This window comes from Vibrio chagasii (assembly GCA_041879415.1).
Lineage (GTDB): Bacteria > Pseudomonadota > Gammaproteobacteria > Enterobacterales > Vibrionaceae > Vibrio.
This window is the reverse complement of sequence record CP090851.1, coordinates 884,377-897,073: the sequence shown is the minus strand read 5'-3', so window position 1 is coordinate 897,073 and position 12,697 is coordinate 884,377. Positions and strand designations below refer to the sequence as shown.

Annotated in this window: 11 protein-coding genes; 3 read left to right on the top strand and 8 right to left on the bottom strand. The window is 43.8% G+C overall.

Annotated features, from left to right (window positions below; genetic code table 11):
• Positions 1-3: 3 nt before the first annotated feature.
• The 6 genes from nrfF to nrfB all read right to left on the bottom strand — a co-directional run bounded on the left by nrfF (position 4) and on the right by nrfB (position 5,540).
• The gene (gene nrfF, locus L0991_04035) at positions 4-444 is read right to left on the bottom strand and encodes a heme lyase NrfEFG subunit NrfF (protein XGB63845.1); all 441 of its coding nucleotides are present in this window, start codon (positions 442-444) and stop codon (positions 4-6) included.
• Positions 441-995, bottom strand: a complete 555-nt coding sequence (locus tag L0991_04030; GenBank protein XGB63241.1) for a DsbE family thiol:disulfide interchange protein — start codon at positions 993-995, stop codon at positions 441-443. Before L0991_04030 ends, nrfF begins: the two co-directional genes overlap by 4 nt.
• Positions 976-2,892 carry a heme lyase CcmF/NrfE family subunit gene (locus L0991_04025; GenBank protein XGB63240.1) on the bottom strand — a complete coding sequence of 639 codons (1,917 nt, stop codon included), beginning with the start codon at positions 2,890-2,892 and terminating at the stop codon, positions 976-978. Before L0991_04025 ends, L0991_04030 begins: the two co-directional genes overlap by 20 nt.
• Positions 2,893-3,288: 396 nt before the next feature.
• Entirely contained in the window at positions 3,289-4,263 is a 975-nt protein-coding gene (gene nrfD / locus L0991_04020; GenBank protein XGB63239.1) for a cytochrome c nitrite reductase subunit NrfD, read from the bottom strand.
• Positions 4,264-4,265: 2 nt separating this feature from the next.
• Positions 4,266-4,952 (bottom strand): cytochrome c nitrite reductase Fe-S protein, encoded by a 687-nt coding sequence (nrfC, locus tag L0991_04015; protein ID XGB63238.1) that lies wholly within the window; start codon positions 4,950-4,952, stop codon positions 4,266-4,268.
• Positions 4,953-4,955: 3 nt separating this feature from the next.
• Positions 4,956-5,540 (bottom strand): cytochrome c nitrite reductase pentaheme subunit, encoded by a 585-nt coding sequence (gene nrfB, locus L0991_04010; protein XGB63237.1) that lies wholly within the window; start codon positions 5,538-5,540, stop codon positions 4,956-4,958.
• A gap of 482 nt (positions 5,541-6,022) precedes the next feature.
• Here nrfB and nrfA point away from each other — a divergent pair, with 482 nt between their 5' ends.
• Together nrfA and L0991_04000 are read left to right on the top strand one after the other, a co-directional pair.
• Positions 6,023-7,453, top strand: a complete 1,431-nt coding sequence (nrfA, locus tag L0991_04005) for an ammonia-forming nitrite reductase cytochrome c552 subunit (GenBank protein XGB63236.1) — start codon at positions 6,023-6,025, stop codon at positions 7,451-7,453.
• 126 nt (positions 7,454-7,579) lie between these two features.
• Positions 7,580-7,924, top strand: coding sequence for a rhodanese-like domain-containing protein (locus L0991_04000; GenBank protein ID XGB63235.1), 345 nt, complete (start codon positions 7,580-7,582; stop codon positions 7,922-7,924).
• A 26-nt stretch (positions 7,925-7,950) separates the two neighbouring features.
• Here L0991_04000 and L0991_03995 read toward each other — a convergent pair whose 3' ends face one another.
• Both L0991_03995 and gyrA read right to left on the bottom strand, forming a co-directional pair.
• Positions 7,951-8,580, bottom strand: a complete 630-nt coding sequence (locus L0991_03995) for a tetratricopeptide repeat protein (GenBank protein ID XGB63234.1) — start codon at positions 8,578-8,580, stop codon at positions 7,951-7,953.
• Positions 8,581-8,747: 167 nt separating this feature from the next.
• Complete coding sequence (gene gyrA / locus L0991_03990) at positions 8,748-11,390, bottom strand: DNA topoisomerase (ATP-hydrolyzing) subunit A (GenBank protein XGB63233.1); 2,643 nt, start codon at positions 11,388-11,390, stop codon at positions 8,748-8,750.
• Between the two features lie 258 nt (positions 11,391-11,648).
• On the opposite strand from gyrA, the gene ubiG reads away from it, so the two are divergent.
• A complete protein-coding gene (gene ubiG, locus L0991_03985) occupies positions 11,649-12,392 on the top strand; it encodes a bifunctional 2-polyprenyl-6-hydroxyphenol methylase/3-demethylubiquinol 3-O-methyltransferase UbiG (protein ID XGB63232.1) in 744 nt (247 codons plus the stop codon).
• Positions 12,393-12,697 lie beyond the last annotated feature (305 nt).

The window sequence follows — 12,697 nt, the reverse complement described above, 5'->3', positions numbered from 1 at the left end:
TTTTTATGAGCGCTTTCTAACACTTTTTACTGATAAATATATAAATAGCAAAAATAATAGGCTTGGTAGCAGCCAAAGTAATAAGTTTGAAACGCTCATCGCTGGTTTATAAAGTACAAACTCACCAAACCTTTCTGTCATATATTGAGTAATTTCATGATTACTCTTCCCTGCTTTCACCATATTAAATACAACAAGGCGTAAGTCCTTCGCAATCGGAGAGTTTGATTCAATCAGGTTCTGGTTTTGGCATTGAGGACAGCGCAGTGTCTTTGCTAAAGCAATGGCGCGCTGTTGTTGGTCGGGGCTTTCAAACTCAAACAGTTCAACTTGAATACTGGTGCTCTTATCACTGGGAACAAACAAATCTTCTGCGGATGCGGGTAGACTTATCGTGATAATCATAGAGACGAATAATATTATTTGGGCTAAAGATCTCATTATCCATCCACACCATCAAAATAAAAAGCAAGCTCATCTTGCCACACGGATTCGTTAATTACGCCCATTAACTTCTTCACAATATTTCCTTTAGCATCAACCAAGTATGTCTCTGGAGTCCCTATTACACCAAGTTCGAGCGCTAACTTACCTTGAGGGTCGCTAATCACTTTTGAATAAGGGTTGCCATCATTCGATAGCACATTAATAGCAGCGGCCGAGTTATCTCTGTAGTTAAGTCCAATAATTGGAATACCTTGGTCTTGAAGCTCCAATAAATACGCATGCTCCGTTTTACAGATCCCGCACCATGATGCCCATACATTGACCAGTTGATAAGCGTGTTGTGTAATGTCCGCTCGCGTTAGCTGCTGATTTGCTTTGATGCTTTGACTATCTACTAACGCCGTCGATGTAAATTCAGGGAACACTCTTTGTGATGTCGATACTGTGGTGGTTTGCTGTTTATTCTCTAATGCAAACAAAAATGCCAACACCACGATCAGTGTCAGTGTAATGAGCACGATAAGCTTGTTACGAACGTTGGTATGCATACTGTGACGCCTTAACGGTTTTCTTTTTTCGATGAGTCAGTGAAAGCAATCCGCCTAAGATAGAAATCAGCCCACCGAACCAAATCCAACGTGCATACGCCTTGTACTGAACACGAAATGCATACGCTGTTGAATCGACTTTCTCTCCCATAGTGATGTAGACATCGCCATGCCAGAACCACTTCATAGCAGGCTCACTCATGTTCATCACTCTGACTTGATAGTGTCTTCTCTCAGGATTGATAGAAAACGCTCGCTCGTCCGTTCGCAACGTAAGCATCGCTCTTTCAGCCGTAAAGTTTGAAGCGACATAGAGCTCAGTGTCCTGGTGTGAAAGCGTCCAATCCATGAACTCTGCCTGCTCCCCAGGACTCAATTTATAACTGCGTTCAAAAGAGTGGTAACTGTTCATTGCAGCCCCTACTGCTAACACAGCGACGCCAACATGCGCTAATGTCATTACCCACACTTTACGTTGAAACTTAGAATCGCGTGTTACCACTAGTCCGTAAACATGAGTAAGGACTACCCAAAAGGCGAGTGGCCATGTCAGTAGTACCATCACTTGGATCGTGCCTACTTGCAAAATGTAAGTTAGCAAGCCAAGTCCGGAGGACAACAAAGCAAGACACGCAATCACACCTTTCGATGCTTGAGGTTTAATACTGAGCAATGGTGCTAACCCTATCACTCCCATCGCAAGCAGAGCCAATGGCGCAATAAGAAGATTAAAGTAAGGTGCGCCCACAGAGATGTTTCCGAGGCCAAGCAATTCAAAGACCATTGGATAGAAGGTACCAAACACCACCACCGCCGTAGCCAGTACAAATATAAGTACCGCGACTAAGCTCAAAAAACTTTTGCTCGCAAAACTAGTGATTGGATTCGACTCGAAAGATTCACCACGAACAATAAGAAGAGAAAAGGAACTCACTAACACCAAAACCAGTATCAGCAACAGCGCGATACCTTTGGTTGGGTCAACAGCAAAAGCATGAACGGAAGTGAGAACGCCAGATCGAACGATAAAAGTACCGAGGATACTTAAACAAAACGTAATGAAAGCAAGGCTAAGTGACCACTTCAGCAACTGTTGCTTACCTTTAGCAACGCCCAAACTGTGCAGTAGAGCGGTTGATGTTAGCCAAGGTAATAGGCTGGCATTTTCTACCGGGTCCCAGAACCACCAACCACCCCACCCTAGCTCGTAGTATGCCCACCAAGAGCCAAGAATGATCCCCGCTGTTAAAAAGATCCAAGCGACTAAACACCAACTGCGACAATGAGCGACCCAATCGAACTCAATCGGATCCACCAGCAAAGCGGCCACAGCAAATGCCAATACAACAGAGAAACCCACATAACCCAAATACAATAGAGGTGGGTGGAATATCAAACCAACGTCTTGCAGCATAGGGTTAAGATCGCGCCCTTCAAGTGGCAAGGTGGAGTTCAATTCAAACGGATTCGAAGCAAACAAGGTGAACCAGGCGAATATCGCGAGTAATACATTCATCACCCACAATACGCGGCTCTGATACTCCGAAGAGTAGTGCTTTTGTAGGGCAATCACACCCGACCAACAGCTAATGGTTAACACCCAAAATAATAATGAGCCCTCATGCCCAGCCCACACAGCCGCCATCTTGAAGAAGGTGGGTAATTGGGTATTAGAATGCTCTGCAACATAGAGGATGGAAAAGTCGTCACTGACAAAGGCATAGCCAAGTAAAACGATAGCGCCAATGGAAAACAAAGCGCTTGAAAGGGAGAAACTGCGAATTAGAGCCACATTTTGTGCTTGTTTAGTTAGCATTTGATACATCGAATGCACAGCGATAATGCTGCTAAGAACAGCGACCAAAATTAAACTAAACAGCCCCAAAGAACCGACCATATCACCTCAATCAGGTTCTACCTAAGCAGAACCAAGTAAAACCATAGTTAGCTTCTTTACTCAAAGAAACAAAGAATTAGTAAGCAGATGCTCAGTATCCAACATCTGCTTGCTAGGGCGTGTTGACCTTTCGAGGTTAAATTTTGTTCGAGATAAAAGCGTTTTAATCGCGGCGAGGGTGAAGTAGCCTAGTCGTTCTAAGCAAATCTCCCTCAACAAAGAGTAAAACGCTTTTAGCCGAACCCTTCGGGCAACGTTTGCTGGGCATTTCTACTACGTTATCGGCTTCTCATGTAGGCTAGCTACACATCAAAGCCGCTGCCTTGTATAAATGCCCAGCAACTCGTTGCAAAAATCAGTTCGAAAGGCCAACACGCCCTTATAACTTGAGCGAAATTAAGCTAACGTTAATTGCCCTGCATAAAGGACAAACGTTCTTAGCATTAATACGCCCATCAGGCTCAGTGAAGTAACCGAGAAAATATACACAGTACTATGGCGAACCGATGTTGGTGTTACAGCATTAAGCAACAAAGGTAGAACCATGCCCACACCTATCACTCCATACCAGAACCAACTTGCCCAGAAACCACTGCCTATGGCGTTCCATACTGCTTGCTCACTTTGACCACCAGCAAATACTAACCCAGTAAAGAAAGTGACAAGAACAAACAGTTCAAACATCACAACAGGACGTTCGAAGCCGTGGATCCAAGAAATACTGGCACTATGTGGTGACTCCTTAAATACCAATACACCGAATAGAATACATGCTGCCGCTCCCGAGGATAAACTCGAGAATAAGAACAAAATAGGCAACACTGGGTTATTCAGCATTGGGAAGGTATTTAGTGCAGAAAGTAAGAAACCAGTGTAAGCGGCAAGCAATAGCGCAAGTACTGCCAAGAATATTTCAAAAGCGTTCTCGAAAGATTCTAGTTTGCCAATCCAGTTGCTGACAAAGTCTAGTCGACCTTTTAACCATGCTTGATCACTCAAGAATACGGCAATCTGATTACGGAATATAATGCCGATCCAAACAAATAGGATCACCATATACACTTGGAATAAGATCACACCCATCGACATCACAGACGTTGGATTATAGAAGATCATGATCTTCCAAAACGATAGTGGTTTCGTCAGGTGGAAAACCAAGATCAATAAGCCTGAAATTATCCCAAATGGCGCTAGAAATGCCGTTGCCTTTAAAACACCATTATTTGCAGGATCCCCATCAATCACCTTTCTTTTAAGGTAGATCGAGATCATGACAGCCCCCGCTGACATACCTGCTAAAAATAGATAAATAGCAATGATCCAATCCCAAACCACGGTGCCTGATTGGAAAGCTGTAGCCCATGCACTCATAATCAAATCTCCCCTTTTTGGTGTGGCACTTTATAGAGTTTTGGCTGGGTACCTAGATAAGCTTTATCTCTGTAAACCACCTCTGATTTAAGCACCTGATTAATCTCACTCTTAGGGTCATTTAAATCGCCAAATATCAGCGCATTGGTAGGGCAAGATTCAACACAAGCAGGCAATTTACCTTGTGCTAGATTGGTATCACGACAGAAGTTACATTTGTCGGCCGACTTATTTTCAGGATGGAAGAAGCGCACTTGATATGGACAAGCAAGTAGACAGTAGCCACAGCCCACACACTTCTCTTTATGCACATCAACAATGCCTGTCTTCTCATCTTTGTAGGCCGCCCCTGTAGGACAAACCATCACACAAGGAGCGTTATCACAATGTTGGCAAGAGTTACGAGTGAAACGGTAATCAACATTTGGGTACTCGCCTTGAGGCTCGCTCTTAATAATTTCTAATCGCGATACGCCTTCAGGGACTTTGTTCACTTCACGGCACGCCTCAGTACAGGCAGTGCAACCAATACACGCAGTTTCGTCATGAACCATTCCGTAACGTTTAGTACCATCTTCCTGTACATTAGCCAGTGTTTTACGGCTAGTGACTGCTGCAGTGCCCACAACACCCGTTGTGAAGATCACGGCACCCGCGCCAGCTAAAAAGTTTCTTCTTGAGCAGCTCATAGATTACTCCTCTTCTTTCTTCTGGTTGAAGTCTGAATGGCAATCCACACACAGCTTAATGGTTTGCTTCTTATCTAAGCCAAGCACCTTCGCTTCACTCGCATGCACGTCGTGACAGTTTGAACACGTTAAGTTTTGTGCGTGTACATCATGAGTCCAACTCGCTTCGCGTAGATCATCAGGCTTGTGGCAATCTATACACTGGCTGTTGGCATCTAGGATTAAGCTAGGGTCGAGGAAAACCTTTTCAGTTCCGGGTTGTGATTGAGCCGCACGATACTTCACCACCTCAGGTGCGCCATCACGGTGATCGGGGCCAATAGAACTATGACAATCGGTACAATTCACTTCACGACCAAGTAAAGCGTGCGCACTCTCACCGTGTGAACCAAATACCGTTTCTTTAGAATCTTTATGGCATTGAACACACTTGTAATCTTTGTCACGTATTAATTCGACTTCATGTCTTGTTGACTCCCCTACTGGCGTAACAGCGGGCTCCGCAACAGCATGAATGGAATAACCATAGAGGCAGAATGCTAGAAGGGATTTAAGCATTATGACTATGGCCAATTTAATATTGCCCATTTTATCCTTTCCTTATACCGGCATTATTTAACTCTCAACTAAATAATATTCCGGTTAAACAAAAGTACCCTTAAACGATATTATTACCGTTTAAATGATATCAATTCTTATTTTGGATAAGCCACAACGCTTTCTATATTTAGGATATACCCCTAATTGGGTAATGCGAAATATGCAACGGGTAATATGTGAACACAATCACCCTATTTATTACAGGGGCATGCTCGCTAATTCACTGTTATATATGATAATAATTCTCAATTAATTTCTTTCCACCTACCACTCACATACCCCTTTAGGGTTATATAAACTTCAACGTGATTAAAGTCACTACCATTAATTGATCTAAAACAAGCAAACATCCGACTCGTAACAAAATGTGTTTATTTATGAATTAATATAAACAGCAATTCTCCAATTCTTAATTTGAATAGCAAACTCACAACGCTTGGTATAAAAATCAGTATATTGGAGATATCACTGTGAAAAAGCATTGGATACGTAATTCGGTCACAGCACTATTAATGGTTAGCGCGTCACTCGCAAGCGCGACCAGTTTTGCTGCGTCTGAACAAAAAGAAATTGGTGATCCTCGTAACGACCAGTTCGAGCAAAACCACCCTGATCAATATCATTCATGGAGACAAACGTCTGAGAGCGAAGCCATTGAAGACGCACTAAAAGAAGATCCAAACATGGTTATTCTATGGGCTGGCTACGGTTTCGCGAAAGACTACAACAAAGCTCGCGGCCACTTTTATGCGGTTGATGATGTAAGACAAACCCTTCGTACTGGCGGACCAACCGACGAAAACTCTGGCCCAATGCCAATGGCGTGTTGGAGCTGTAAAAGCCCAGACGTGGCTCGTGTAATTGAAGAGCGTGGTGAAGACGGCTACTTCGAAGGTAAATGGGCTCGTCTTGGCAGTGAAATTGTCAATCCTATTGGTTGTGCTGACTGTCATGATACTCAGAGCGAAGGCTTTAAGAATGGCGAACCAGCACTAAAAGTTACTCGTCCTTATGTTGAACGTGCATTCGATGCGATCGGCAAGAACTTTGAGGAACAAGGTCGCTTTGACCAACAAGCTTCTGTTTGTGCACAGTGCCACGTGGAATACTATTTCACAGGTCCAACGAAAGGCGTTAAGTTCCCTTGGGATAAAGGCACTCGTGTTGAACAGATGGAAGAGTACTACGATGACATTGGCTTTAAAGATTGGACTCACAAAGTCTCTAAAGCACCGATGCTAAAAGCTCAGCACCCAGGTTACGAAACTTGGCGCGAAGGCATTCACGGCAAGAACAACGTTGCTTGTGTTGACTGTCATATGCCTAAAGTGACGAAAGAAGATGGCACCGTTTATACCGACCATAAAGTCGGTAACCCGTTTGACCGCTTCGAAGACACCTGTGCTAACTGCCATACTCAATCTAAAGAGACCATGCGTAACATCGTTTCAAGCCGTAAAGCGCAAGTGCTAAACATGAAGCTTACTGCTGAGAAGCAAATCGTAGCCGCTCACTTTGAAGCTGGTGCAGCATGGGAAGCAGGTGCAACAGAACAAGAGATGGCACCTATCTTACAAGATATCCGTCATGCTCAATGGCGTTGGGACTACGCTATCGCATCTCATGGTGTTCATATGCATGCACCAGAAGTTGCTCTAGAAGTTCTAGGTACAGCTGTTGACCGTGCAGCAGACGCGCGTACTAAGATTGTTCGTCTATTAGCGAAGAAAGGCATTACCGATCCAATCGAGATTCCAGATATCTCAACCAAGGAAGCGGCTCAAAAAGCGCTTGGAATGGATATGGATAAAATGAATGCCGAGAAGCAACACTTCTTAGACACTGTGGTACCTAAGTGGGAAGAGCAAGCTGAAAAGCGTGAAGCTAGCTACGAATACTAGTTCCTCCAAATAGACCAATAAGAGAAAACCAGTCACACTACAATAGTGTGGCTGGTTTTTTTAGATTTGGGCACGCTCAACCGTCCCAACTTCACATTACCTTTTAGCTAATTCAAGGAACAAAGAATGAAGCACTTACTTTCGCTTTCAGCATTATGCATCGCATTACTTAGTTCAGGACTTCATGCCTCTGAACGAGCAGAAACAGGGTGGGAAATGATAGAGGAAGGTGCGCTTATCGTTGATGTCAGAACACCGGGAGAGTTCAAGCAAGGGCATCTAGATAATGCGATTAACTACCCTCTTTCTGAGGTTGCAACGCACTTTGCTAGCATAGACAAAGCTCAGCCTATCGTTTTGTATTGCCGCAGTGGTAACCGCTCAGGACAAGCTTACCAGTATTTGAAAGCTCAAGGGTTTACACAGATCCACAACGCTGGCGGTCTAATTGAGATGCAGGAAAGTAAATAACTTAGAGGTTTGAGGTGATACCAAGTTTAATGGATCATCTGTTTAGCTTGGTTGATCGAATGAATGATAGAGACACGATCAATACCTTTCTGGTTAGAGTCTAGGATTTGAGTCCATGCGTCGATCGCTTGTTGATAGCGCATGCTGATAAAGTGATCGGTCGCTATCAACATCAATGCCGTACGATCGTTGGGATCAAGATTCATAGATTGCTTTAGTAGTCCTTTCACATCATCACTCATCGCCTGTGAGCTCAGGTAATATAAGGCGCTCGCTTTAGCTGCGTAAAGCCCAGAAGGCGCCTCTGGATCTAAACGAATCGCGTAGTCGTAACAGGTATAGGCTGCGTCAAACTCCCCTTTTTGCATATAGACACCACCTAATTTAAACCACAGGTCTGATTGATTAGGATCTTGCTTAAGGCTTTGTTGAAGTTCATTTTGGAAGTCTGTTGCCGTGTAACTACTGTCGTCATCAGAAGAGAGTTGAGGAGTCACTTGCTTCATCTGCGACCAAATCAGAACGCTGGCTAGTATTGCAACAAGTGAGATAACAAGATTACCTTTGAGATTATTGGTATTTCTGTTTGATGCAACCACGATCACCACCAAGAACAAGCTCATTAGCAGCAAAGCAATCAGTAACCAGATATCCATTCCACTCTCCTTTCATCGACCTTTTTACTCTACCTTTTTCTCACTAAAACAATATTGATCGAGGTTTAGCTATTGGCTTTTAAACAAGTCACCGGCGAATTTTAGGTAATAAAAAACCGAGCACAACGGCTCGGTTTTTTGTCTCAACTTCTTAAAGAAGTGAAAGATTACTCAGTGTCTTGCTCGCTATCAGAAGCGTCTGATGCTTGCTCTTCACTTGACTCAGAAACCACTGGTGTTTCAGCGTTTGCTACTTCAGCTTCGCCTTCAACTACCTCTGCTTCTTCTACTTCGTCGATACGTTGTAGACCTACAACATTCTCGTCGTCAGAAGTACGAATCAGTGTTACACCTTGAGTGTTACGACCAACTTGGCTCACTTCCGCAACGCGAGTACGTACTAGCGTACCTGCGTCGGTGATCATCATCATTTCATCGCCTTCTTCAACTTGAACTGCACCAACAACTGGGCCGTTACGTTCAGAGACTTTGATAGATACTACACCTTGCGTTGCACGGCCTTTCGTTGGGTATTCTGCTAGCTCAGTACGCTTACCGTAACCGTTTTGAGTCACAGTTAGGATATCGCCTTCGTTAGAAGGAACAATCAGTGATACCACTTGATCGTCTTCTGGTAGCTTCATACCACGAACACCAGAGGCAGTACGGCCCATTGCACGTACTTTGTCCTCGTTGAAGCGAACAACTTTGCCCGATTTAGAGAACAGCATGATGTCGCTATCACCGTTAGTGATGTCAACGCCAATCAATGAATCGTCTTCACGTAGGTTAACTGCGATTAGGCCGTTAGCACGTACGTTTGCGAATTGATCCAGAGATGTCTTCTTAACAGTACCGTCACCGGTTGCCATGAAGATGAACTTGTCGTTAGAGAACTCAGATACAGGCAGAATAGCCGTAATGCGTTCACCTTCTTCTAGAGGAAGAATGTTAACGATAGGCTTACCACGAGCAGTACGACTTGCTAATGGTAGTTGATAAACTTTCAGACGGTATGTCTTACCACGCGTAGAGAAACATAGGATGTTGTCGTGAGTATTAGCAACAAGCAGACGCTCAATGTAATCCTCATCTTTCATCTTAGTTGCACTCTTACCTTTACCACCACGGCGCTGAGCTTCGTAGTCGCTTAGGATTTGGTACTTAACGTAACCTGCGTTAGAAAGCGTTACTACTACGTCTTCTTGAGCGATTAGCTCTTCCATGTCGATATCGTGAACCGCTGCTGTGATTTCTGTACGACGCTCGTCGCCATAGATTTCACGTACCGCTTCAAGTTCTTCACGGATCACTTCCATCAAACGCTCAGTGCTTGCAAGAATGTGCATTAGCTCAGCGATTTCTTCTAGAAGTGCTTTGTATTCGTCTAGAATCTTCTCGTGCTCAAGGCCAGTTAAGCGGTGAAGACGAAGTTCTAGAATTGCTTGTGCTTGTGTTTCCGTTAGGAAGTATTGACCATCGCGGATGCCGTATTGGTCTTCTAACCAATCAGGACGAGCTGCGTCAGTACCTGCACGCTCAAGCATTGAAGCTACGTTACCAAGATCCCAACCACGAGACACTAAGCCAATCTTAGCTTCTGCCGGTGTTGGGGCGTTCTTGATAAGTTCGATAACTTCATCGATGTTAGCAAGTGCTAGAGACAATGCTTCAAGGATGTGTGCACGGTCACGCGCTTTCTTCAGTTCGAAGATAGTACGACGTGTCACAACTTCGCGACGGTGGTCAACGAAGCACTTAAGCATGTCTTTTAGGTTAAACAACTGTGGTTGGCCATTGTTTAGAGCAACCATGTTGATACCGAAAGTCGTTTGCAACTGAGTTTGTGCGTATAGGTTGTTCAGAACAACTTCACCCACAGCGTCGCGCTTACATTCAATAACAATACGCATACCATCTTTATCAGATTCGTCACGTAGAGCACTGATGCCTTCTACTTTCTTATCTTTAACCAGTTCAGCAATTTTCTCGATCAGACGAGCTTTGTTTACTTGGTAAGGGATCTCAGTAACGATAATGGTCTCTTTACCATTCTTGTCAGCTTCGATGTCCGCTTTTGAACGCATGTAAACTTTACCGCGGCCAGTCTTGTATGCATCTACGATGCCTTTACGACCACTGATAAGTGCTGCTGTCGGGAAGTCAGGACCAGGAATGTAGTCCATTAGCTCATCAATCGTGATTTCTTCATTATTGATAAGTGCTAAACAGCCATCAACAACTTCACCTAGGTTATGAGGTGGGATGTTGGTAGCCATACCTACTGCGATACCAGAAGCACCGTTTACCAATAGGTTAGGAATTTTTGTCGGAAGAACTGCTGGGATTTGTTCAGTACCATCGTAGTTCGGTACGTAATCCACAGTTTCCTTATCAAGGTCAGCCAAAAGCTCGTGAGCAATTTTCGCCATACGAACTTCGGTATAACGCATTGCAGCCGCGGAGTCGCCATCGATAGAACCAAAGTTACCTTGGCCATCAACTAGCATGTAACGCAGTGAGAACGGTTGAGCCATACGAACAATTGTGTCGTATACAGCACTATCACCATGCGGGTGGTATTTACCGATTACATCACCTACTACACGAGCAGACTTTTTATATGGTTTGTTCCAATCATTACCTAGTACATTCATCGCGAACAAAACGCGGCGGTGTACTGGTTTTAGGCCATCACGCACATCTGGAAGGGCACGACCAACGATGACGGACATCGCATAGTCTAGGTATGAACCTCTAAGCTCATCTTCAATATTTACGGGCGTGATCTCTTTCGCTAGATCGCTCATAGAGCCATTTTCCCTCTATAGTCAGATCGTATATTTGAATACGTATAAGACCGAAAAATATAACACAAATTTACCTACGGAGGCATCACTTTCCCTATCCTTTTACCATCTTGTGACCCTTGTAGCCAATCAATTGATGAGAAATTGCACCTCAGCATCATATCTCGCTGAAACATGGTCACTTTACATCCAATAAATTCGCAAAATTGTAGATCTTCTGGTCAGCACGAAAAGGCAAGTTATAATGCCTGCAATTTCATGGATGCATTATTTAACTTGGAAATGCCGATTATGACTAAATCACAGAACGTAGACCCAGCAGAAATTAAGAAATTCGAAGACATGGCGTCGCGCTGGTGGGATCTCGAAGGCGAGTTTAAGCCTCTACACCAAATCAACCCGCTTCGCCTAAATTACGTGCTAGAAAAAACCGAAGGCTTGTTTGGTAAGAAAGTCCTCGATGTTGGCTGCGGCGGCGGTATTTTAGCAGAGAGCATGGCTGTTGAAGGTGCAGTAGTCACTGGCTTAGATATGGGCAAAGAGCCACTAGAAGTAGCTCGTCTTCATGCTCTAGAAACCGGCACCAAGCTAGATTACATCCAAAGCACGATTGAAGACCATGCAGAGCAAAACCCACAAACTTACGATGTGGTGACATGTATGGAAATGCTGGAGCACGTTCCAGACCCACAATCTGTGATTACTGCTTGTTCAAAATTGGTAAAACCGGGTGGACACGTGTTCTTCTCTACGTTGAACCGTAATTTCAAATCTTACTTGTTCGCTATTGTTGGCGCAGAGAAACTGCTTAGAATTGTCCCTGAAGGCACTCACGAGCATGACAAGTTCATTCGCCCAGCTGAACTTATCAAGATGATAGACAACACCCGACTTCAGGAATTAGGCATCACTGGCCTACACTATAATCCGTTAACAGACAGTTACCGTTTAGGGCAAAACGTTGATGTTAACTACATAGTTCACACTAAAAATTTCGCCTAACGAATATCAATAAATCAACCGCAAAATTTTTTAATAAAAAGACTAATGAAAAGAGTTGCAATTAACATAACTTTGCGACTTTTTTCAGTCTAAATTTCGTGCGCCAGCTTCCATTTTGACCACCTAGATTTAAATTTAATCGCCGAAAATCCATCGCTCATTTTGCCCAAAGATCAAGGGATTTTTTTTTATCGGCGTGCAAAAATAAAGCATCCTTAAAAGGCGAGTTTTATACAATCAAGTGACATCTAACCTCATCAGTTAGTGGTCACTTACAGTTTTTTTTCAATCCACCACTTATCCAC